The organism is Psychrobacillus sp. OK028 (genome assembly GCF_900103605.1).
Lineage (GTDB): Bacteria > Bacillota > Bacilli > Bacillales_A > Planococcaceae > Psychrobacillus.
In genome coordinates, this window is sequence record NZ_FNHY01000006.1 from 154,297 (window position 1) to 179,198 (window position 24,902).

A 24,902-nucleotide genomic window follows, 5' to 3' on the forward strand; every position below is an offset into this window, starting at 1 on the left:
ATTATTTTTCCTCCACTATATGAGAAGTTAACGCTTTCTGGATCTCATCTGCACTCACCATATTGATAATACTAATTGTTTTTTTGTTACCATCTTGCAATTGTTCCATAATTTCTGGAGTACCGATGTAATAATCCGCCACTTCCGTCTTTGCACTTGCTAAGTCCATATTCTTGCATTCACCGTCAATATTCAATTCTTTTAGCGCCTTATTAACATTTATTGATAAAATAAAACTCGTTCCCAATCCATTTCCACAAACTGCTAAAATTTTCATTTTTATTTCCTCCTATTTATAATTCATTTCATTTATATTTTTTGCTCCACCAGCTTATTGCTCTGAGAACTCTACAACTAAATCTAGAATATCTTGTTTTGTCTGTGCCTTCTTTAAAAGTTCTAATTTTATTGGATCACTCAACAACGTAGTCAATTGAGCCAAAGCTTTTAAATGTGTTTCGTTATCAATAGCAGCTAAACAAATGAATATATCCACTTTGTTTTGCTCCTCACCTAACAAATAAGTAGGTTTTGATAATTTCAATAAGCTCATTCCTAATTTTTTCACGCCGAATTCGGGGCGTGCATGGGGAATTGCAACTTGTTCGCCAATTATGATATACGGCCCCATTGTTTCTACATTTTCAATCATGACTCCTACATATTGATTAGTAATAAAGCCATTTGACAGCAAAGGTTCCGCTGCTTTCTTAATTGCATCTTTCCAGTCAGTTATATCATGCATAAACTGAATATTTTCTTCGATTAATAAATCCTTTAACACTGGTTGTTTCCTCCCTATATTCAAGTCATCATTTTTAAACAAGGCCTGTTGCAATGCAGTTTTTAGCAGCTCGGGCTGTTTGATATCCGCGTACTGACGAATAATTTTCATTAATTCATCTGAAGTTGGATTATGGTATGACTGTTGGAGCGTAAGCCCCTCTACTGTTTGTACTAGTTCCTTCTTTTCCATTTCACTCATAATCGGTCTAATTATAAACAATGGTTTTCTGGTTTTAAGTACAACAGTCGAAAATACCAGATCATACTCCGTCTCATTAAGATTTTGAAAATCATAGGATGAAAACGATGAAGTCCATTTATATTGCGGGAAAAGAGATTTTAATTGATTTTCCAACATTAAACTTGAACTAATCCCATTTGGACAAACGATTATGGCTCTAAATAACTTTACTGAGCTTTCACTAGTCAGTTTTAGTAACCCTCCAAAATGAAGAGTAAGAAAGCCCACTTCATCTTCGGGTACCTTAATATTTAACATTTCCTCAATCGGCTTTAGTACTTCCTTTACAACAATAAATAAGTCTCGATGCCCTTCCTTAATCTCCTCAAGCAATACATTTGTAATTGGTATTTTAAACAGCATCCGGTAGTACGCAGGTTTAAAATGTAAATAGAGTGTTTCCATTGCCTTGGTTCTATCTAACAATTGAACACATGCATAACGTTCAAAGTTAACAATGATTTGTTCCGTAATAGCAAACAGTGCATCTGTCCTAGCAAGGCTAACCTCTCCTTGGCATATGCCAAGGAGTTGTATTGTTACAAAAGCAACTTCTTCTCGATCAGTTGTATATCCCAAGCGTTGCTGTATCAATGTAGACACCATGAAAGCCTGTTGATTTTCTAAGAATTTTACTGTATCCGGATAAACTTGCACCCGTTTTTGTTGTTGTTGGCGAATATGTATCATTTGAAGCAAGTAGATAAACTCATCCAATCTGTCTTCCGTGAACGTAAATGAATATTTCTGTTCGAAGTCTTTCAAAACTTGTTGATAGTTATCGTACTGATTCTGTAATTGCTGCTGCTCAAATATAAAAGTAAATTTCTCATGAGCATATGATTTAATCTTTAACATAGAAATCGCCTTGAGCATTAAGTTTCGCTTATCTTCTTCTGTCCCTTTTAAATGGTATCCATGTTCTCGTGAATAACGTACTTCCACACGGAAATCCACGCAAAACTTATTGACTCTTTTCACATCTGAACTAACGGTATTTTTACTAACTCCAAACAAATGTTGAAAGTGAAAATTGGAAAGAGGTTCTTGACGGATAAAGGTATATAATAGGAATATGATTACACGCTCTACCTGCTCAAAAGAAAATTGATTTGCTACAAAATCTGCTCTATTTTTCTTCCAATAATCGACAATTGCTTGTTCTATCAAAATACGGTCACCCGAAATTTTAATGGGCGGTACTCCGACGTCGAATAAGAAGCTATTAACTTTTTCTACATCATATTGGAACTGACGTTCAGTTAAGTTTATCTTGTCAATAAAAGAGCTTAGTTGCGCCGGCTGTAATTTCATCAATTGATAAAAAGTATCTAGGCTTCGTTTCTCCAACATCACTAGCTCCCCCTCACATAAATTATAACGGAAATCGCTTTCACTTCAGATGACATTTGGTCACAATAGTTGCTTTCAATTTCTCACTACATTGGTATTTACCTTTAATCTACTAACTTATGGTCAGTTCATTTAGAACCGTTCCCTCATTATATAGATAATATGAAAACAACAAAAATTCACGATTATTTGATTCTACAAGAATGTTTCTTTGCAGAACACAATAAAAAAATCCCTTAGAACAAGGATTACTCGCTCTAAGGAGTTAGGTTTTAATTATTTAGTTATTCTTTCAAATCTTCAATAGATGTAATGTCCATATATGCCGGGACAACTAAACCAATTTTCACGCCTGTCATGCTTGTACCAAGGTCTTCATATTTACCATCGAATTTTTCTGCATACGTAGCATGTGTTAATGGTAACCAACCGGCAAGAGATGCATCGGCACTACCGTCGGCAATGGCTGTCCACATTGGACCAGCTTCCACTTGAAGCATAGTTACGTCATAGCCAAGGTCTGTTAATACAATGCTCATAACGTTTGTGCTGGCAATTTCACTATCCCATGCAACATATGCTAGTTTGATTTTATCACCATCGACTTTTTCAATACCATCTGTCCATGCGGCAACTTTCTCAGGATTTGCATCTACCCAAGCTTGCGCAGCAACTTCTGGTTTTTCACCGTCTTTAATAGCGATCATCACTTCACCCATATCATCCTCTGACCAGTTAAAGTTGGAAAGGACTTGATGAGCTTCTGGCATATCTTCTTGTAATCCAGTACGACCAATTGTATGAATTTCTTCTTCCCCACCATATGAGCCTTTTGGATCTTCAAGATATTTCAAATCATATTCAGTAAATTTCCAGTGAGGGGTCCATCCAGTAATGACGATTGGCTTTTCCGCATCATATGCTTTCTTTAGTGATGCTGTCATTGCTGCACTTGAACCACTAACAAGATCCCACTCATCTAATTCGTAATCTGTAATAGCTCTTTCTGTTGCTTCCATAATTCCAGCTCCAGGATCGATTCCGGTAATTTTGTAGTCAAGTGACTCCCCTACTGAACTTGCATTTGAGTCTGTAGATGTTGAATCATTTTTTTCTTCTGTATCACCACATGCTGCTAATCCGAGTGAAAGTAATGCAACTGCTCCAAGACCTGTTATTTTTTTTGCTAATGTCATAATGTATTTCCCCCTAATTTTTTCTTTCTATTTCCAGCGTATTGCGTAATTCTATCCAAAATAATCGCGACGATTACGATAGATAGTCCAGTTTCTACGCCAACTCCTGTTTTCAATTGCGTAACGGACCGGTAAACCTCTTCACCAAGTCCCGGTGCACCTACCATCGAAGCAATTACTACCATCGATAGTGATAACATAATACTTTGGTTCACTCCTGCCATAATCGTAGGTTTAGCTAGTGGGATTTGTGTTTTAAACAAACGCTGCCACGTTGTTGCACCAAATGCTTCTGTTGCTTCTATTAAATCCTTTGGTACTTGCTGAATGCCTAACATCGTTAAACGAATTGTTGGAGGCATTGCGAAAATCACGGATGCTACAACTCCCGGTACAACCCCAATGTTGAAAAAGAATATCGCTGGTATTAAATATACGAAAGCTGGCATTGTTTGCATTAAATCCAATATGGGATTTACGACCTTTCGAACACCTGCTTTTTGTGAACTAAGGATCCCTATAGGAATACCTATCACTAATGCGAAGATGACGGAAGTCAATACAAGCGTTAACATTTGAAGCATTGGGTACCAATATCCTAAATAATCAATGAATAAGAGGCCAATCAATGAAAAGAAGGCAATCTTCCTAGTAGAAATAACCCCAGCTATTAAAGCAAAGATGAAAGCTAGTAATATAGAAGGAACTAAATTTAATAGGTCCACTGAACCTTCTACTATTCCTTCTAATACCTCAGCAAATCCGTCTAGGACAGTTCCAAACGTATCTACTAACCAATCCACTCCAGTGTCAATCCAATCGGCAAAAGGTAGGCGTGGTAATAGTTCATCCATCTTAGACCACCTCCGTAATAGGTTGCTCTGTGGAATCCATCGTTCCATCTGTGTTTATAAACTTATTATCACCAGATAATGCACCTATAAGGGCACCACGAATAATAATTCCTTGTAGCTTTTGTTCTTCATTAATAACTGCAACTGGAATGCTTGCTGTTGACACTACATCAAATAATTCTGTGAGGACCGTATCTGGTGAGACCATCGGAAGATCAGAAATAATTACATCACTCAGTGACTTCTCTGACTCAATAGCTTCTACAGTATCCTGCGCGGTAACAGCTCCTAATAATCGATTCGCATTATCTACTACATATATAGAAGAAATACCTAATTGTTGCATCAGTCTTAGTGCTACTCGAGGGCCACGATCAACTTTTACAGTGTCGGCTTTTTTCATGATATGACCAGCTGTTAGAACTTTAGATAAGTCAACGTCTTCCACGAATCGTTCGACATATTCGTTGGATGGACTCATCAGAATCTCTTCAGGTGATCCAATCTGCACAATTTCTCCGTCTTTCATCAGTGCTATCCGGTCACCAATACGAAGTGCCTCGTCTAAATCATGTGTGATGAAAATAATCGTTTTCTTCATATCATGATGAAGTTGAAGTAACTCATTTTGCATATCTTTTCGAATAAGAGGATCTAATGCACTAAATGCTTCATCCATTAGCAATATATCAGGATTATTTGCTAGAGCCCTAGCGAGTCCAACACGCTGTTGCATACCCCCACTTAGTTGTTTCGGGTACTGATCCTCATATCCTGCAAGACCAACAAGTCTTAATGATTCTATTGCTTTTTCGTTACGTTCTTTCTTAGAAACACCTTGAATTTCTAAGCCATACTCAGTATTTTCCACGATTGTTTTATGTGGGAAGAGGGCAAAATTTTGAAATACCATCCCTATTTTCTTCCGTCTTACATCACGAAGCTGTTCTTTATTCATCTGAACAATATCCTTACCGTCCAGTAAAATTTGTCCCATGGTTGGATCTATCAATCTATTAAGCAGTCTAACTAATGTAGATTTACCACTCCCTGATAAACCCATTATGACGAAAATTTCACCTTCATTGACATCAAAGGATACTTGTTTCACACCAACCGTTGCACCAGTTGCTTTTAAAATTTCACCTTTTGTTTTACCTTCATTCAGCATCTGTATAGCACGGCCGCTACTTTTACCAAAAATCTTAGTAGCACCTTTTACTATTATTTTTTTATTTATGTATTCTTCACTCATGTCTTCACTCCTTACCGTCCGAAAAACCCGAACCCAATTTATTATAGAGGTAACTCTATAAAATTTCAACAGTTTAAACCATATTAATTGTTTGTACGGTAAAAACTGTTCAAAAAATATTTAAAAAAATTGCTTTTTGGGTATAGATATAATACATTTAAATTTAGTTAGCTGGATTATGTGAACAAAGCTAATTTCAGTGGAGGGAACGTATATGGACGACCATGAAAAAATAGATAAAGCACGAGAAAGAATCATCGAAACTATTGCCCAAAATATACATTTATACGGTTTGGTACCTTCTGCAGGTAGACAATTCGGTACAATGTTTTTTCAAAATGAACCATTAACATTAGATGATATGACAGAAAAATTAGGCATGAGTAAAACAAGCATGAGCACCTCTGTCCGAGCACTGTCCGAACTAAAATTGGTTGAGCGTGCATGGAAAAAAGGTGTTCGAAAAGATTTATATAAAGTGACAGATGATTGGCACCAAAGCTTCATCGATTTGTTCTCTATTAAATGGCAAAGATCAGTCACACTGCATTCAGTAGCAATTAAAAAATCATTAGCTGAACTTGAGGAACTTTTGAAAGACCAGGACTTAAGTGAGGAATTACGTGAAGTAGTTCAAATAGATATCGCTAAGCTGAAGTATATGAAAGATTACTACAACTGGCTCGAACGCGTCATAGATGCATTCGAGGACCAAAGGATTTTCGATTTGGTCCCTAAGATAGAGGATTCTAAAGAAAATACAAAAAACTAATATAATTCATGATAAAACCCCAAATTGTTATTTGGGGTTTTGTGACTCTTTGTGAGACATAAAAAAAGAATTGTTGAGATGCTCAAGAAATATTCGGTTATTAGTTAGTGCCATAACGAGATTACTATCAATGACATTATTGGAATATACTCTTTATACAAATTCTATTCCTAGCTCTCTAAACCCACATTCTATAAGTAATAACAATTTTCTTCTGCCTTTTATATTTACTTCTTGCTAGCCTTAATTGGAGTTGGATTTGTTTAATTAAAATCGACTGGATATCTATTAAACATGCACGATATTAATAATTAGTTTTTTAGGAGAAGATTATTACGGATGATACTGTAGATAAGGCACTAGACAATGATCCACTAGAAGAAAACCGATTGGACAATGATCCTTTAAATAAACGTGAGAGAATATAATAACTAAATTCCAATAGACTATGAACCCCAACCATTAATTGATGGTTGGGGTTTTATAAACTGTTTTATAAAGATTAAAGCGGAAGGTCTTTTCTTTTAAATACTTCTAAACTCGCTATATAGAGGACAATGCCAAGACCTAAAAGAACGATCAGTTTCCACCAATAGTTTTCTCCTTCTAGAATAGCAGTTGTATCAAATAATGCGTTAATTGTGAAGTAACTAAATACATTAAGGCTATCATCAACAGAACTTAGCAACTGAAATAAGAAAAAGGCAATAGGAATACCAGCACCAAAAGCAAGGGAGTTTTTCGATAAGTTGCAATAACTTGAGAAAAAGAATGAAATACTGCTAATCGCAAACATTAATAAAAATAAACCAACATTCAACATAATAAAATCAGCTACTACAATATCCATGTCAGAATGAATAACTTGTATTGTAATAAAACCAGCAGTTGTTTCAATACAGAACATCACAACTAAGGCAACAATTAAGTAAAAAGCCTGTGTAACAATAATGGTTGATCGTTTCGTTGGTGTTGACAATAAGTATGCCATAGAGCCACGATCAACTTGAGAGGCAATTAAACTATTTGCTGTCATAATGATATAAATAATTGGGAAAATGACACCATGAATCGAATAGTAGGTTGAAGCAAGCATACTTAGTAAAGTCGTTTGTCCAAGTAATCCTGCTAGTGCAGTACCTTCTACCAAATGACTAACATCTGCTAATGTACTATCATCAAATACAGCGACCATGACTATTTGTAATAAAGTTAAAACAATAGTGAAAATTAGCCAAAGCTTTACATTTGCGCGTAAGGTTTGTTTAAAAATCGTGCCATTAATTATAGGATTGCCCTCCTGCATATAGGTGATAGAAGTGCTCTTGAAGCGTATGCTTTTGTTCTGTTATGTTATCGATTTGATACGTTGACAAAATAGCTAAAAAATCATTTAATGCATTATTTTCAATGTTTACAGAAACAGTTGAATTACTTATAGCCATCGAATCTAACTTCTCTTGAATAAAACGAGTACATTCCTGCTCATTGCTAAACTCGATGATGAAGTGTTGATTTTCAGTTGACGTAATCGTTGAAACAAGTGTGACTGTAACTATCTTACCCTCCTTAATCATCGCCACTTTATCACAAATTTCTTCGATTTCTTCGAACATATGGCTAGACATAAAAATCGTTTTACCTTTAGCTTTTTCTTCTTTGATAATTTGTATAAATTCCGCCCGCATTAAAGGATCAAGTCCCGTTGTAGGCTCATCCAAAATTAGGATGGGCGAGTTGGCCATCAGTGCGACAACAATCGCAGTTTTTTGTTTCATTCCCTTAGACATACGTTTAATATTTGCTGATGGATCAAGCTGGAGCCTGTCGATCAATTCGTTTGCGTAGCTTAAATCTGTTAGTTGTAGAAGATTTGCTTGCTGTTGAATGAAATCCCAGCCAGTTGATACATCAGGAAATGCAATTTCACCCGGCACATAGCCAACCCACCGCTTGATCTCTGCAGCATCTTGCCAAGCATCAAGGGTATTAATTTTCACTGTTCCTGTATTGGGTTTTAAAAATCCCATTAAGTGGCGAATTGTTGTTGTTTTACCCGCTCCGTTTGTACCGACAAATCCTAATGCTTCACCTGATTCTATGGAAAGGTTTATATTGAAAATGCCTCGACTGTCTCCATAATCTTTCGTTACATCGTGTAATTCAATCATCGTCAAGGCAACTCCCCTCCTACACGTCTATCGTAAAATTCCATGAAATGTTTCTCTAAGCTAAAAGGCACTTCGTTGAAGCTCAAAATAGGAATGGCAGCTAAAAGTTTGATAAGCCGTGATAAATTATTTGGATAACAGCCAATTTGAAGTTCAAATGCGGATTCATTTTTATTAACCAGATGGAAATCTGTATTCGATTCAATCAACTGCCCAAGCTGCTTATAATCCAACGCATTTTTGACTTTCACATGAAAGACCTTTTCTGTCATTTTTAATAGTTCTAGTTTGTTGAATGAAGAGATTACGTGTCCATCTTTAATAATCGAAATTTCATCACAAGTAGCATCGACTTCGGTAAAAATATGACTTGAAAGTAAAATTGTTTTGCCACGCTTTTTTTCTTCTCTCACGAAATTTATAAAGCGTTGCTGCATAATTGGGTCTAAACCACTTGTTGGCTCATCGAGTACGAGAACATTCGGATCATGCATGAATGCAGTCACAATTGCTAATTTTCTTTTCATACCAAGTGACATACGTTTTATCCTCCCAGAGGCATCGAGCTCAAAGAAATCTATTAGTTTTTTACAATGTGTATCATCGTTTACTTTTCTTAAATCCATCATCATTCGTATGAATTGCTCACCTGTTAAATGTTCAGGTAATGCTACTTCACCAGGTAAATAGCCGAGTTTTTCTTGTATAGTACTAGCATTTGTCCAACTATTTAGACCATTTACTGTTACGATTCCTTGTTGTGGTTTTGAGAATCCCATAATGTGACGTATAGCAGTCGTTTTACCAGCTCCATTTGGTCCCAGAAAGCCATATACAGTGGCTTTTTCAACATTAAATGAAATATCAAAAATCCCCCGTCCATGCCCATAATCCTTTGTGACATGTTGTAATGAAATGATTGTCATCTTCTCACTCCTTCTATCTTTAAGGAATTTAATTGTTTTTTGCAATAATATCATTATAACTAGCATTTTTATACAATTCATTTCTGAACACACTGTTGTATAAAGTGCAATCTGGGTATAATATATGAAGTTATATACTATCGGCAAGTTTAAATAATGTGTTTATTACTCAACGGTTAATATTTATCTATTGAGTAGCTAAGAGGATTTTAACTGTTGGAATCTGTGTTGATAAAAAAATAATTCCTAACACAATGACCGCAATAAATGGCAATACTAAAAATTTGTTTTTCATCATTTCCCCTCCAATTAATAAACATTGTGTTGTTTAACAATATTCAATATAAAAGAAAAAATGATTAAACGCTATCGGCAAAAAATAAAGAAACGTTGAGTAATGAACACTTTCAGTGAATATGATGATTAAATATAAAATACAAAATCCCCCTGAAAGCAGTTGTCACTGATTCCAGGGGGATTTTGATTTCTTTAATAGATTTGAAATATTGCTACACATTTACAACTTTTATTTATTCATTCTTGAAAGAAAGTCTCCAAGTAAATCATCTAAGCTTTCAGTTTCGACATGCTGTACGGAATCTTCATCCGTTGCAACATGCTCTTGTTTTGCTTGTTCCCAGTCAAAGTTCATCAAATCATCTTCAAGTTCATCTGTTGGAAAATCTGATTGGATCCCCTCTGGCTCTGGTTCAGTCGAAAAATTAATATTAGAATTAAACTTATCTTCTACTTTTTCCGTCGGCTCAGGTTGTAAATATAGGGCTTGGTCAATATCTAAGGCATTACTGTTAAGAGAGGCAAGAATAGACATTGCACGAACTGGATCTGACAACAAATGGTATACAATATTTCCTAGCATAGCTTCGGAGTGTGCATGTTTGAGCCAGTTTCGCTGTTCTTTGCTTAACTGCTTAGGCATAGGAATAGTGATAGTTTCTCTATCCTTAGATAAGGAGGTACTTACCCCCTCCAAAACAAACTCCGCTATTTTGCTAGAAAAGTTTCTTCTCTCAGTCTCTTTTAACTTTTGCATTTGCTTTAAAATGTGATCAGGAGTGTCAGAAGGGAGACGAAAAGTAATTGCTTGACCCCTTTGGATACCAGAGTTCCTTGATTTTTCCATAAAATCACCCTATTTTTCTACTTTTTGTTTCGGTGCTTCATTGCTTTTTATATCCTTTTTATTCTTTCTAACAAAATCAGAGATTAATTTGTAGTAAGCATTTGCCATCATCCAAATACTTTCCTTCTCATCTTCAAAGAATTCGATATTATAGCCATTTAGGTTATTGTTTAGTGTTTTAATATATTCTTTTAATACAATCGCACCGCCACCTACAAAATAGCAGATTTCTGTTTGCGAATTTTTTTGCCAAACATTACGCAAATGGCGATATTCTTTTTTCGCTAAGTCTAAAAGAATTCGATCGGTAATATCATGGACGCTCGTACGGCTACCATTCACCATAATATGATTTCTGTCATTTTTTCTGGTAATGATATCTACAACATCTCTACGGCTATCTAATTCCACACCATGCTTCAATCTAATTTCTTCTCTAATCGACTCTAGTGCTTCAGAAACACCTAAATTGAATCCCTGTGCTTTATCGTCATCTACATTACGATTCTTAATAACCGCAACATCAGTTGATAAGCCACCTATATCTTGTATAAGGATACTTTTGTCTACTAAATCTCTATTAATAATGTTTAAATCATTATCCATTACTAAGTTAATATATGCCGCAAATCCTTCAGGATATATTTTAACTTCATCAAACTTGATATTTACTTTTAACCCTTGGTATTTAGGCGTTACTAAAAACTCTACTTGGTGAACTGACCCTAATAGTTGCGAGCGATAGCCTACATCTTTTCCTTCTTTTACTTCACGAAGTGGCAGACCCGTTCCTAGTGTATAGTTTGCATCAATTACATTATTGTTCTTTTTAAAAGCTTCTGCGTTTTCTCCTCTAACTGCATCCAAAGCTAGAGTAGCAAATAACATAACTAACGTTTGATCTTCCTCTGATTTGTTGCTACCAGGGTCTAATTCAGTCGCATTATCACTTTTTGTTGCTAAGCTACCAACACGGTAAATAACATTATTTTCGTTTAAGGCAGGGGAGTGTACTTTAATATGAATTCCTTCAATTGGATCCTTATCATTCAGTTCCTCTATACCTATTACTGGTCTATCCTCTGTTGATACTGCTATGACATTTGGAATATTTAGTTCATAATCTAATTTGCCAAATAAAGCTTTAACTGAGTCATTTCCTACATCGATTGCGCAAATTCTTGAAGTGTTCATCAAATCATCCCTTCAACTATATGTTCTACCCTTAAAGATTATCTTACTGGCAAAGCTCGGTCAATCCACCAAAAGTTGTATTCAAATTGTACACATGCAAACTACTTTTGCATACATATAACCTATTTTTGTACACTTGTGTACATTCTTGTACACATCCCTATAAATCAATATGTACACTTCTTTGTATACTTGTTTACTAAATTGCACACATTTTGTTTTCTTTTTGTATACTTGTATACAAATTTGAATACACCTCATTTTATTGTGAAAACAAAAAAAATATATAAGTTTCTTAATAGCTTTTGCTCCTACAGTCCTATTAAAAATTGATAGTAATATTGTTTTAATTACCTATTTCTTATTTTAAGCCTTTAAAGAGTCTTTCAAGGCTTTTAAACTAAATAAGACATTCTGGTATTAAGAATTAAAAATGATTAACTTAGAATGGCTTTTTCGCAGTCAAAATAGCAGGGCTAAGTTTAAAACTGTTTACTTTTAAAAAAGTAGTTAACTAAAATCGAAACTAGTAAATAAAAAATCCAAGTTAAACGGTGAACGCTTAACTTGGATTTTTCTTCTATGAGCTACCTATTCAATCATTAATATTTCTTTTATATCCTCCTCTGTCATTGTAGACAAAGTGTCCTTCCCCGAATGAATGACTTCATCGATAAGGTTTTTCTTTTTGTTCTGCAGTTGAGTAATTTTCTCTTCAATAGTTCCCTTAGCTATTAAACGAATGACGTGTACTTCGTTTTGCTGACCCATTCGATGAGCGCGGTCTGTAGCTTGCTGCTCCACTGCTGGATTCCACCATAGGTCGTAAAGAATAACTGTATCTGCTCCAGTCAGATTTAACCCAGTCCCTCCTGCTTTTAACGATATTAGAAATAGATTCCCTTCTCCGTTATTAAAACGATCGCATAATTCAACTCGCTCCTCAGATGGTGTTTGGCCATCTAAGTAAAAATAAGAAGTTCCCATTCGTATGAGTTGCCCTCTAATGATACCTAGCATCCGTGTAAACTGAGAAAAAATAAGCACCCGTCTACCTGAAATACGGCATTCCTCTAACAACTCCATCAACTGTTCAAATTTAGCTGAGCTTCCCTTATATCCTTCTACAAAAAGTGCTGGATGACAGCATAGCTGGCGAAGTCTAGTTAATCCTGCTAATATTCTAATCCGGTTTCTTTGGAGACTGCCCTTTTTCAAATGCTTCAAAGCATCCTGTTTGAGCTCAGCTAAATAAGCAGCATACAATGTTTTTTGTTCCATTTGTAATTCGGAATACAGCATCGTTTCCGTCTTTGCGGGTAATTCCTTTAGGACATCTTGTTTCATCCGGCGCAATATAAAAGGACGTACTCGTTTAGCAATATTTTCACGGCTTAATTCACTAAATGCTCTTCTGCCAGGCAATAGTTCTGGAAAGACAACATGGAATATGGACCAGAGTTCATCTAAAGCGTTCTCGATTGGGGTTCCTGTTAAGGCAAATCGATATTCAGCCTGTATCATCTTCACCGCTTTTGCTGTTTTGGTCATTGGGTTTTTAAAAGCCTGTGCTTCGTCTAAGAATAATGTATGAAAAAGGCGGTTTCCATAAAGATCTATATCCATTCGAAGTGTTGGATATGAAGTAACTATTACATCAGTATGGATAGACTGTTTCCATAAGTTACTTCTATTTGTTTTATCTCCATCTATCACCTGCACTTGAATATGGGGCGTGAATTTCTTGAGCTCATTTTTCCAATTATATAAAAGCGATGCAGGACATATGATTAACACTGGTAAATTGCGTGCACGAACATCGGAAAGTACAGATTCTATGAAGGAAATACTTTGAAGCGTTTTACCAAGTCCCATATCATCAGCTAGAATACCACCAAATTTATATTTCGCTAGAAGTTGGAACCATCGAAGCCCTACCTTTTGATAATCTCTTAGTACCCCTTCTAAAGGAATCGGAGTATTTGACTCTAAGATCTCTGGATTGTGCAAGTTTTTCATAAGCTTAGCAAACTTTTCACCCGGTTCCATCAGGTCGCTTTGCTCCAAAGAGTCGATGAATTGCATTCCTTTTATCAACGGAACATGAATTTCCTCTTCGAGCGTTTCAGTCGTAATTCCCATGTCGATGATAAAGCTAGATAATGCTTGGTATTCAGGAGTCTCAAGTGAAACTAAGCTACCTCCTGGAATACGATAAAACTTTCGCTTTTCCTCAATGGAAGCCATCAGTCTTTGTATTTCTTTTTCTGGAATTTCTTTTAATTCAAACTTAAACTCTAGCCAATCTGTTCGCTCTTTGACTTCCACTCGTATCCTCGGACCGATATATCCTCTTTGTATACGCATTTTAACAGCTGTGGATGCATATATTTGCACCGATTTCCCCAAGTCAGGTAGTACATGATATAAAAAATGATACTCAGCCTCTTCATCGAATAAGTAGAAACCACCTGGAGTTTGAGTAAATCCATTGTCCATTAGTACATCGAGTATCTGTTGCTCCTTATCGAGCTGGCGTCTAATACCTGGATAATGCATAGCTTCCTGCTCCATCTCCTCACTGGGATTGAGAACAAGATGTCCGTAGTGGAATTCAAGGCCTGCTAGTATTCGGTGCTTGACACGGTCTATAAACAGCTTAATGCGCAGCGGTGTTTCTCCCATTCTTTTTGAAATCGAATCTGATATATGTACATAACCAAGTTTCATAAGTCCAGGTATCGTTTTCTCCATAAAATGATCGATTTGACTCTCTGATATGATTAGTTCATGCTTTCCGGATTGATCGAGCATTTCCTTTAACTCGGCTAACCTGATACATTCAGCCTGAGGAAGTTTATACAAAATACCTTCTGAAAATGCGTATCCATAGCCTTTGAACACGATAATTCGATCGAGTCCTTTCACGTTCAGCTGAAAATTTGTTGTATTCGCTTCGTCAAAAGTAAAACGAAGAGGCAGGTCTTTTCCAAATTGTATACCTTCATATATTTTTTCTTCGAACATGAATTTTACTAACGACTCTTTCGTTAATAGAGGAAGTATTTGCTCCCAATCAGATGCTGATATCACTAGAGTATCCGCTTGTCCGGCTTGCTCATGCTGCCCTCTTAGCAAAAGCTGAAGAACTTCATCCGTTTCTTTAGAAAAGCTGTAAATTTCCTGCACATAATACTGTCCAGGACCATATTCAAACGGCTCTTTTTTCTCGAGATGAGATAGAAAATCCTTCACGTTAGAAATATGATGTAATGTATTTGCCCCCACATTCATCTGTACTCCAAATCCAAACTCGCCTTTCTCTAGGGATACGGGAAGACATATAAATTCCACTAAAAGGGTTTGTCTTTTATCAAAATGCAATTGCTTTGCAGTAGGTTGCACAGAACTATTTCCAAATAGATCGAGCATTCTCTTAGCTAGACGTTCTTCTGTTTCCTTTTCCTCTATTACAAATAATACAGCTGCAATATGTTGACAATACGTTTGGACAAATCCTATGGGCGGACAGGTACAAGTGGCACCTACCTTTCCATTCAAATCTGCTAACACCATGACTTCCACATCTTCAACTGCATGCACTGTAGCTTTGATAAGCGATTCTTCTGGTTGAAAGGATTGCACCTGTACTTTTCCAGCTTGATAATATGATTTGCCTTTTTTAAATGCTGTACTACCACATAATTTTTTTATTTTTGATTCATTCATTAAAAAGTTCATTGCGTATCCTTTCCAACCTTTATATATAGAGTTTTTTGGGGTCACCTAGGTTCTTTACCTTTTAGTTTATTTTAACATACAGAATGTAGCACAAAAAAAGACCACCCTAACATGAATGGAGTTGATCTAATGTTTCTTATAGTAATTCACTGATTATGGCTTCCTTTGTTTGTTTGGTTAATATCAAAGCTTTATTTACTTCAAAATAGCCTAACTTATCTCTTACTTCAATTTTTAGGTGAATTCCGTTACCCAGAAATGACCAAGGATACCACTATCTAAATATTAAATACAGTTAATTTCTTTTTCCAATTTTTCGTACCATTAAATAATATTACTCTAATTTTAGTCCTAGATTTAATAGTTCATATATCAATAATAATCCTCAAACATGTTTATCGTATAGATTGAAACTTACTTTGTAATTCACTATTTTTTTGTGATACATAAAAAAACACTGGTACCCCAGTGTTATTTATAATTACATCTGTTCTTTCGCTGCTTCCTGGACAGCTAAATAAATATCTACTAATGGCACATTACTTTGAAGAGCAGCTTTTTTTACGTCTTCATACTCAGGGGAAACCTTGAGTATTTGACCTTCGAGAATACCAATTTTGACAATTATTTTTCCATAAATAGTTTCAATCGTTTTAAACTCCCGTGTTAATATTCTTCGAGACCATTCAGATCGTCGAACCCCAAATGTACTTGTCTCACGTAATAAAAGTTCTTCTAATATAGATGCTTTTTCCTCTTTTGTTAAGATTGTAATTAATATACCGGGTCTACTTTTTTTCATAGAAACTGGAGTAAAGTAAACATCTAAAGCGCCTTGTTCCAATATCTTTTCCATCACATACCCGAGTGTCTCACCAGTCGAATCATCCAGCTGACATTCTAACACTACTACCTTTTCTCTTTGCTGATTTTCTATATTATTAAAAAGAATTGCTCTTAAAACATTTGGATGTTCAAAATCTTTTTTGCCTGCTCCATATCCAATATTCTCGATTGTAAGTGAAGGCATATAACCGTATTCACTTGCCAAAGCTTTCAAAAACCCAGCTCCTGTTGGTGTCGTTAGCTCTCCACGAACATGAAAGTCGGCTAAAGGAACCCCCTTTAATAGTTCGGCTGTAGCTGGAGCAGGAATTGGATATAGTCCATGCGCTATCATTATTTTCCCATGCCCTGTCGGTACTGGCGATGCCACAACCTTGGAGACGTTCAAACTTTCAAGAGCTAAACAAACACCAATTATATCTATGATTGAATCCATTGCACCAACCTCATGAAAATGCACCTCGTTCGGATCCATACCATGAACTTTTCCTTCAGCTTCAGCTATTGCTTGAAAAACAGCTAAACTTCTTTCTTTCACGCGAATAGGTAGTTTACTATTTTTAATCATGTCCAAGATTGTGGAAGCTTTTCTATGGGAGTGATGGTGATGTTCATCGTGAGTATGACTATGTACGTGACTATGAGAATGGTCATGTTGATGGCTATGCGTATGCTCATGTTGATGGCTATGCGTATGCTCATGTGTGTGACTATGCTCTTGACTATGCGTATGATCGTGTGTGTGGCTATGTTCTTGACTATGCGTATGTTCTTCAAAAGGTATTTCATCAAATTGTAGATTTAATAATTTTGAAGAAATCCCTCTCTTGTCAACTTGCTTTACACTAATTGTAAAAGGATCAATTGGAAGATTTTCTAAATGCTCCTTAATATAGTCGATATCCGCTCCCAAATCAATCAATGCAGAAAGTGTCATATCGCCTGAGATTCCCGATTGGCAATCAAGATATAGTAACTTCATTATTTACCCCCTCTGAAGCAAGTTTTAGAATTAGCGTAGCTTGGTACCCTGCACCAAATCCATTATCGACGTTCACCACACTCATCCCTGAAGCACAAGAAGAGAGCATAGCAAGTAATGGTGTTAAACCTTGTAGATGTGCACCATATCCGACGGAAGTTGGTACCGCTATTACCGGTCTCTGAACTAATCCTCCAACTACACTTGGAAGTGCCCCTTCCATTCCAGCTACAACGATTAGCACACTAGCCTTTTGGATTTCTTCACGATAGGCTAATAACCTATCAATACCAGCAACTCCAACGTCATATAATCTATTTACCTTGCACCCCATCCATGCCGCTGTGATCGCTGCCTCTTCTGCAACAAATAGGTCTGAGGTACCTGCACATAACACCATAACCTCCCCTCCAAACTGTTGTGTTGGAGTACCATAAAGTAAAATACGTGAGGTCGTGTCGTATTTAGCTAAAGGAAATACTTCAATGAGGGATTGACCTTTCTCTTCATCAACTCGTGTAACCATCACTTTTCCATGTTTCTCAATTAACTTGCTCATGATAATTTTGATTTGCTCAGTTGTTTTTCCTTCGCCATAAATAACCTCTGGAAAACCCTGCCGTTTCTCCCTGTCGAAATCTACTTTACTAAACCCTAAATCTTCAAAACTCTCCATTCCTTCACCTTCTTCTTAAACTTAGTTGCATTAGCGCAATACGCTTATACTTTGGCTCCAAATAAAGAGAAGTGAATCTAATCTGTTTAAAGAAAGGATTCACTTTTCTTATTATTGGACAACATTATAGAGTCTAATCAATTACCTTCTGCCTTCAACAAATCAGCTGGTAAGACTTCGTTCATACTTCCAGTGCGGTATCCAAGTAAATCTACCGAGACATAACTAAATCCGAGTGAGGTTAATTTCAACTGGATTCTGTCTCTGTGTTTTAACAATTCAATGATATCCTCTGATTTTACTTCAATACGAGCAACATTTTTATGGTAACGAACTCGAACCATGTTAAATCCAAGTTTAGTAATGAATTTTTCTGCTTGATTAACTTGTTCAATTTTCTGTTTATCTAATCTTGTTCCATAAGGAATTCTAGACGCAAGACTACAAGAGGCTGGTTTATTCCATACTGGAAGGTCAAGTTCTTTAGAAAGTTCACGGACTTCTTGCTTATAGAAATCAGCCTCCTGTAATACACTACGTGCTCCTGCTTCGGTTCTTGCTCTTAATCCTGGACGAAAATCGGATAAATCATCCATTATCATCCCGTCTAGAACATAGTCATAATCCATTTCTTTAGCAAGTTTGTTTAAATGAGAATACAATAATTTCTTGCTATAGTACCAGCTCTCAGGCGTATTCGCTACAATTTCTTCTACTTCTAATTCTTTGATTTCCGTCTCATGAACAACTGCTCCCATTTTTTTGGCTAGCTTCACAGCGCCATCAAACTCTTCTTTACGAAATAGCTCAGATCCAACTACAACTGCAAGTACATTGGAAGTTCCTAACACTTGTTGCGCTCTTTTTAAAACTAATGTACTATCAACTCCACCAGAAAAAGCTACAATAACTCGATTCATACTAGATAGTATTTCACCAAGCTTTTCATTTTTCTCTGTTGATTTTTTCATTTTTTAACCTCATCTCATTTTGTATTAGATAATCTAGATATTATTGTGCTAATATCTTTTCCTCAACGTATGGAATAGTTAGAGGTCCCAGTGGGAGTATGGCTATTGTCATATTTTCACCATACTTTTTCTTTAAATCCTCTAGTGTTTTTTCTATATCATGAGTTGGTTTCAACATTGTTCCAAAAACTTGTTCGTCTTTTAACTTCGAATATACATACACCTCGGCCCAAACCTGTATTACCGCTTGTTTTTGTACTTGCCATTGGTCGAACAATTTAAAGTCAGGATTATTGATCAAATCTAGTAAAGCTTGTGGTGAATCTGCCATTTCAAAAATCTTGGAGTAATTTCCGTGATCAGGAAGACCATCTGAACATTCAGATGCAATAATAATAGATCCTCCCTCTTTCACAATTTTATGCGCTGCACTCATTCCTTTTACTGCTTGATAAAGATTTTGATCAAGTGGATATCCGGAGTTAGAAGTAATAACTACATCAAACCGCTCCTCACAACGGAACATAGTGTGTTCTTTTGCAAACGCGCAGCCTTTGTCATGTGCTTCATATAACTCTCCTGCAAAAACTTCTGTAATCCCTTTTTCACGATTGAGGGTAACATTCAGCATGAAATTAGGTTTACATAATGCATTTATTTCACGAGTCATGTCCTGAACTGGATTATTGACCATATTTCCCCAAGTAGCAAGGGGGTCACCAATCATTCTAGCGTTATGAAAAGTCATGATGGTTTCAATTCCAGCTATCCCCGGCATTATTCCTTTTGGTCCCCCAGAAAAACCAGCAAAAAAGTGAGGTTCAATGAAACCTGTGACAATACGAAAATCTGATTCTACATAATCTTTATTTAGATATACATCACAACCAAATTTGCTATGACCTAGATTTACGAGCGTTTCTTTATCATGACAGTTATTATTAATAATTCTAATGTTATCAACAACCCATTCACCAAGCATCTCAATAAACTCTTCCTTAGTTTGATCTCGATGCGTTCCAGTTCCATTAATAATCACAAAATTTTCTAAAGGAACGTGGCTCAATTCCTCTATCAATAATGGTACTAATATATGATTAGGAGTAGGTCTAGTAATATCGCTGATTACAATAGATACAGTATCTGTAGATTTTACCGATTCCTTTAAAGGCAATACGCCAATTGGATTTCTTAATGCTTGTCTAACTGCCTCTTTTTCATTCTCTAATGTAGGCAAGTTTTTAGGTTCGATGATAAAAGAGCTCTCTGGTACGTCTAGTGAAATACCATCTTTTCCATAGAGTAATTCTGTAATCATTCTGAATACCACACTTTTCTGATAATTTATGTTTCTATTTAAAGATATCACTTATCTAGTATAAATTAGTGAGACAAGAAATTTAATAATTTATAAGTCAAAGAATTAGTTACTTAATACCTCTTTACTACTTTTCTTTTTTTTCTTGTTTCCTATTTCAATATCTTCTGCAGTGCCAATAATTCCTCTTTTTCTTTGATGTCTATCCATCAAAATTACTCCAATTGGACACAGCAGAGAGGTAGTTATTGTGGATATAGAGATTTGAGCTGTAGCTATCGGAACAACAGTTTGTAACATTTCGAAATCCACTGCGCTCATTGCCCCTGTACCTACTGCTACAGACGCAGCTGCTAAAACTGCAGCAGGTGTCGCTACTGCATTCCCTGCTGTAGAAGCTTCAGCGATTGGTGCAATATAACTTTTCTCTCCAGCTAGTTTAAACGCAATTATACCCATTCCACCAGTAAGTATAAATGTTAAAATAGCTATTACTAAACCGCCAGCCAAAACTTCAGGATTTAAGAAATTCGCTAAATTCATTCCTGCTCCTAATGCAAATGCAAAAAATGGAATTGTTAATGATTCACCAGGCTTTAAAAATTCACGTATTTTAGGATCAAGGTTACCTAAAAGCATACCAATACCAATTGGCAATAATACTGCCACAAAAGCGATTATTGGTAATGCTGTCCCTAAAAGGCCTAATGATACTAAAGTTAAAAATGGTCCATCATTAATAGCTAAAATAGATAATCCACCTACATCTGATCTATTTCCATACTGTCCAGTTAAAGCAGCGTACATTCCACTGTTACTATTAGTCATCGCCGCAATAATTGCTAAAGTGGAAAGTCCTAATATTCCTGTCCAAGGATCAAAAATAAAGCCGAATGCCATACCTACTGCAAGACCAGTAAAATATTTTGTACTGGTTAACAGTACCCCTTTTTTCAAAGCTCTTCCGCCTACTCTTAAATTCATTTGACTTCCTACACAAAATAAGAATAATGCGATAAGAACTAATGCACTATCTTTAAATAGTTCTTGTGAAAATCCACCAATTCTTAAAAATTCATAGTGACCAGCATCTGTTGGAGCAGTTCCTAACATTTTTAGAAAATTCATAACTACTGGAATGTGCAATTGATCAATTGTATTAAGTGTAGCTCCCAATAAAAGTGGAACTACCATCATTCCACCTGGTACTTTTTCAACAGCATCTTTAATATTCAAATTAATAACCTCCCTTTATCTTTTATACTTTTATAGAAATAAGATCGAACAACTTGTTCGGCACATGAAGTTAATAATCCTCCAGCATTATCAACTGCTTCTTTTAACGTCATTGGCCTATTTATAATGCTATTTATACTTACAACCCCATGATCATAAAGTGCCTCAATATTCTCTCCTATAGATCCAGCTATAATAATTGTTGGAACATTATTACTTTTTGCCAGTTGAGCGACTCCTAATGCTGTTTTTCCAAAAATTGTTTGATAATCCACTTTTCCTTCCCCTGTAATAACTAAATCAGCATTTTCCAGTTCATCTTCTAGTTTTGTGTACTCAAGTACTACATCTACTCCACGTTTCATCTCAACCGGAAAGAATGCTTGAAACGCTCCCCCTAATCCACCTGCTGCACCAGCACCTAGTAGATTATGAAGTTTGATTCCTGTTGTTTTAGCAATCACATCCGCCCAAACAAGCATATTACTATCTAAGAAATCAACCTCTTCTACAGAGGCACCTTTTTGAGGACCAAAAACATGAGAAGCTCCCTGTAGACCAACTAATGGATTTTGAACGTCGGAAGCAATGATAAATCTACTTTCCTTAATTCTTTTATCAAAAGATTGCACGTCAATACGATTAACCTTATTTAACTCTCCTCCTCCCCTACTAATCTCATTTCCTTGTTTATCCAAAAGATGCATTCCCAGCGCCTGTAACATTCCACTTCCTCCGTCATTTGTGGCAGAACCACCTAACCCAATAATGAAAGTGGTAAATCCATCATTAAGAGCTTGTAAGATCAATTCTCCTGTACCAAACGTAGTTGCTTCAAGAGGGCAAAGCTGCCCTTCAGGTACTAGATGTAGTCCAGATGCAGATGCCATTTCAATAACGCAGGTTACGCCGTCTCCTAGTACTCCATATGCTGCTTCTATACGATTGCCCAGAGGCCCAATGACAGGTACCACTCTTATTTCACCCCCTGTTGCCGCGACTAAAGTTTCCATTGTTCCTTCGCCACCATCACCAACAGGGAGTAAAATAGTTTCAGCATCACTAAATACTTTTTTTATACCTCTATTGATAGAACTTGCAGCTTCAACTGCACTTAAACTCCCTTTAAATGAATCCGGTGCAATAATAATTCTCATAATACCCTCCTTCTGAAAACGGTTACATATTGTATTCAAAATTATATGAATCTTGACTCAATTAGTCTATAGTTATACCATATAAAAATATATACGAAATCCTACTAATTTTTGTTTACTTCGACTAAAGGGTGAGGAAATCTATGCATATGCTAACAAAGACAATGGCAAACGAGATAGTGAAAGAGACATCTAAAAGGTTACATAGAAACGTTAATATTATGAATATGGAAGGTAAAATTATTGCAACGCAAGATAAAACTAGAATAGGTTCTATTCATAAAGGGGCAATGGAAGTCCTAAAAAACAAGAAAACACTTATTATTCACATGAATGAAAAGGAAAATTGGGAGGGAGCCCAGCCTGGTATTAATCTGCCAATTGTCTTCCTGGAGCAAATCATAGGTGTCATAGGTATTACAGGGGATCCTAATGAAATGGGTAGTATTGGTGAAATGGTTAAAATGACCACTGAATTGATGATTAGACAAGAATTTATGGACTCACAGTTGGAATGGAAACAACGTACTAAAGAAATTATTATCGAACAACTGCTAAACAGACACACTTCAGTTAATGGAAGTATTGATCAAAGTCTCAGTTTACTAGGTTTGAATCTTACGCCACCTTTCACGACAGTTATTATCCAGATAAAAGAAAGATCTGTGCCAAACCGAACATTAATTCAAGACTTAGAAGAAATAATTGGTAGCAAAAATGGAATTGTTAGTTTTATGAATGTTAACAGGATTTTCATAACCATATTTGGCATAGACGAGAAAGAAACCCATTTAAAAATAGAATCCATTAATCAACTATTTAAATCATTAAATGTAATTACAAGAATGGCATATAGTCTTCCTTTTAGTACACTAGATAAATTCAACCAGTCATATAAAGAATGTGAATTAACTTTAAAAATTAGTGATTTAGAGAGTGACATTGTTTCATTTGCTCAAATTGAGGCAAAATCATTAATCTACCAAGTTGATGATTTTGTCGCAAAACGTTTTTCTCAGAGAGTATTAAAAAATTTCAATGTAGATAAAGCAGTTACTCTAGAGGCTTTTTTTGTTAACAACCTAAATATCCAAAAAACCGCGGATGATTTATACCTTCACAGAAACACGTTAATTTATCGTTTGAATAAGATTTTAGATGAGACCGGTTATGACGTTAGAAATTTCAAGGATTCATTAATTCTACAGGTAGCTTTATGGATATTCCAAAAAGGAGAAACTTGATTACCCCTCTATTCTTTATTCTCTCTTTTATGTTATGGCTAAAACGAGGATTTAGTAAGAGATTTGGTATTTTATCCGGCTCAACAGTTTTTTCTCATTTTTAGTACAAACCTTTATCAATTTAGCAAACAATGAAGCTAATTCATTTGCCAATTAATAGTCTCAATATTACTAAGTTTTATCTGCTGTTGAAAGGGTAATAATTAGTACGGGTAAATTTATTTGCGAGGAGGAAATAGAATGGCTGATAAAAAATTTGTAGGATCTTTCCAAACAGAGCAAGAGGTGCTCAATAAGATTAATGAATTAAAGTTAGAAGGCTATGTAGAGGACGATATTTATGTAGTCACTAATCATAAGGAATCGCTTTCGATTGTTCGTGGCCAAACTGATGTAGAGTTGGAATCGGTTGAAGGTAACTGGTTAGATAAATTCAAGGCTTTTTTAACAGGTGATGAGCCTGTTCGTGCTGCTTTTAGTCAAATGGGATTTACGGATGAAGAATCTGAGCGCTACTATAGCGTAGTCAAAAACGGCGGAATTCTCCTTTATGTAGATAAGAATTATGGTACAGTTTACGATGAATATGCGAAAAATCAATCGGACTCCTCCTATGATGGAACCGATTTCGGTGAAACAAGTGAGTCCATTCGTGCTGAAGACGTGGAAAACAGATTAAATCAATTCCCATTAAGCGATCGTGGTGAGCGCTAATTTTTTTAAATCGGAACTATCCCTAAACAAAAACTACTTTGTTTAGGGATTTTATTTATTCTATATCTTCTTATTCCATCTCCTCGTTTTTCTATATATATAATGGTAAAATTAGTCTTAATCAC

20 protein-coding genes are annotated in these 24,902 nt (G+C 35.8%); 3 read left to right on the plus strand and 17 right to left on the minus strand.

Annotation, left to right across the window (positions count from 1 at the left end; translation table 11 throughout):
* Position 1 precedes the first annotated feature (1 nt).
* From BLR36_RS11820 to BLR36_RS11840, 5 genes are all read right to left on the minus strand, one after another.
* Entirely contained in the window at positions 2-277 is a 276-nt protein-coding gene (locus BLR36_RS11820; protein WP_093061936.1) for a PTS sugar transporter subunit IIB, read from the minus strand.
* Positions 278-331: 54 nt separating this feature from the next.
* On the minus strand, positions 332-2,380 hold the full coding sequence (locus tag BLR36_RS11825) for a BglG family transcription antiterminator (RefSeq protein ID WP_093061937.1): 2,049 nt from the start codon (positions 2,378-2,380) through the stop codon (positions 332-334).
* Positions 2,381-2,664: 284 nt separating this feature from the next.
* Positions 2,665-3,576: a glycine betaine ABC transporter substrate-binding protein gene (locus BLR36_RS11830; RefSeq protein WP_093061938.1), complete on the minus strand. Its 912-nt coding sequence runs from the start codon at positions 3,574-3,576 to the stop codon at positions 2,665-2,667.
* Positions 3,573-4,430: an ABC transporter permease gene (locus BLR36_RS11835; protein ID WP_093061939.1), complete on the minus strand. Its 858-nt coding sequence runs from the start codon at positions 4,428-4,430 to the stop codon at positions 3,573-3,575. The genes BLR36_RS11830 and BLR36_RS11835 overlap by 4 nt, the downstream gene beginning before the upstream one ends.
* Before the next feature lies 1 nt (position 4,431).
* A complete protein-coding gene (locus BLR36_RS11840) occupies positions 4,432-5,685 on the minus strand; it encodes a quaternary amine ABC transporter ATP-binding protein (RefSeq protein ID WP_093061940.1) in 1,254 nt (417 codons plus the stop codon).
* Between the two features lie 214 nt (positions 5,686-5,899).
* Between BLR36_RS11840 and BLR36_RS11845 the strand changes: the two genes are divergently transcribed.
* Positions 5,900-6,457, plus strand: coding sequence for a GbsR/MarR family transcriptional regulator (locus BLR36_RS11845; protein ID WP_093061941.1), 558 nt, complete (start codon positions 5,900-5,902; stop codon positions 6,455-6,457).
* Between the two features lie 502 nt (positions 6,458-6,959).
* Here BLR36_RS11845 and BLR36_RS11850 read toward each other — a convergent pair.
* From BLR36_RS11850 to BLR36_RS11905, 12 genes are all read right to left on the minus strand, one after another.
* Positions 6,960-7,763, minus strand: a complete 804-nt coding sequence (locus tag BLR36_RS11850) for an ABC transporter permease subunit (protein WP_254771395.1) — start codon at positions 7,761-7,763, stop codon at positions 6,960-6,962.
* Positions 7,738-8,628, minus strand: a complete 891-nt coding sequence (locus tag BLR36_RS11855) for an ABC transporter ATP-binding protein (protein ID WP_254771404.1) — start codon at positions 8,626-8,628, stop codon at positions 7,738-7,740. Before BLR36_RS11855 ends, BLR36_RS11850 begins: the two co-directional genes overlap by 26 nt.
* A gap of 2 nt (positions 8,629-8,630) precedes the next feature.
* Entirely contained in the window at positions 8,631-9,554 is a 924-nt protein-coding gene (locus BLR36_RS11860; protein WP_093061943.1) for an ABC transporter ATP-binding protein, read from the minus strand.
* A 526-nt stretch (positions 9,555-10,080) separates the two neighbouring features.
* Positions 10,081-10,698 (minus strand): hypothetical protein, encoded by a 618-nt coding sequence (locus tag BLR36_RS11865; RefSeq protein WP_093061944.1) that lies wholly within the window; start codon positions 10,696-10,698, stop codon positions 10,081-10,083.
* A 9-nt stretch (positions 10,699-10,707) separates the two neighbouring features.
* The gene (locus tag BLR36_RS11870) at positions 10,708-11,892 is read right to left on the minus strand and encodes a ParM/StbA family protein (RefSeq protein ID WP_093061945.1); all 1,185 of its coding nucleotides are present in this window, start codon (positions 11,890-11,892) and stop codon (positions 10,708-10,710) included.
* A gap of 591 nt (positions 11,893-12,483) precedes the next feature.
* Positions 12,484-15,633: a DEAD/DEAH box helicase gene (locus tag BLR36_RS11875; RefSeq protein ID WP_093062056.1), complete on the minus strand. Its 3,150-nt coding sequence runs from the start codon at positions 15,631-15,633 to the stop codon at positions 12,484-12,486.
* 481 nt (positions 15,634-16,114) lie between these two features.
* The gene (gene larC, locus BLR36_RS11880) at positions 16,115-17,461 is read right to left on the minus strand and encodes a nickel pincer cofactor biosynthesis protein LarC (RefSeq protein WP_093061946.1); all 1,347 of its coding nucleotides are present in this window, start codon (positions 17,459-17,461) and stop codon (positions 16,115-16,117) included.
* Entirely contained in the window at positions 17,442-18,137 is a 696-nt protein-coding gene (larB, locus tag BLR36_RS11885) for a nickel pincer cofactor biosynthesis protein LarB (RefSeq protein WP_093061947.1), read from the minus strand. Before larB ends, larC begins: the two co-directional genes overlap by 20 nt.
* Positions 18,138-18,274: 137 nt before the next feature.
* The gene (larE, locus tag BLR36_RS11890; RefSeq protein ID WP_093061948.1) at positions 18,275-19,108 is read right to left on the minus strand and encodes an ATP-dependent sacrificial sulfur transferase LarE; all 834 of its coding nucleotides are present in this window, start codon (positions 19,106-19,108) and stop codon (positions 18,275-18,277) included.
* A gap of 40 nt (positions 19,109-19,148) precedes the next feature.
* Complete coding sequence (gene larA, locus BLR36_RS11895) at positions 19,149-20,426, minus strand: nickel-dependent lactate racemase (protein ID WP_093061949.1); 1,278 nt, start codon at positions 20,424-20,426, stop codon at positions 19,149-19,151.
* A gap of 105 nt (positions 20,427-20,531) precedes the next feature.
* Positions 20,532-21,662, minus strand: a complete 1,131-nt coding sequence (locus tag BLR36_RS11900; protein ID WP_093061950.1) for a 2-keto-3-deoxygluconate permease — start codon at positions 21,660-21,662, stop codon at positions 20,532-20,534.
* The gene (locus BLR36_RS11905) at positions 21,659-22,819 is read right to left on the minus strand and encodes a glycerate kinase family protein (protein ID WP_093061951.1); all 1,161 of its coding nucleotides are present in this window, start codon (positions 22,817-22,819) and stop codon (positions 21,659-21,661) included. Before BLR36_RS11905 ends, BLR36_RS11900 begins: the two co-directional genes overlap by 4 nt.
* A 143-nt stretch (positions 22,820-22,962) precedes the next feature.
* On the opposite strand from BLR36_RS11905, the gene BLR36_RS11910 reads away from it, so the two are divergent.
* Together BLR36_RS11910 and BLR36_RS11915 are read left to right on the plus strand one after the other, a co-directional pair.
* Complete coding sequence (locus BLR36_RS11910) at positions 22,963-24,063, plus strand: CdaR family transcriptional regulator (protein WP_093061952.1); 1,101 nt, start codon at positions 22,963-22,965, stop codon at positions 24,061-24,063.
* A gap of 240 nt (positions 24,064-24,303) precedes the next feature.
* Positions 24,304-24,777, plus strand: coding sequence for a YflT domain-containing protein (locus tag BLR36_RS11915; RefSeq protein ID WP_093061953.1), 474 nt, complete (start codon positions 24,304-24,306; stop codon positions 24,775-24,777).
* The last annotated feature ends 125 nt before the right edge of the window (positions 24,778-24,902 follow it).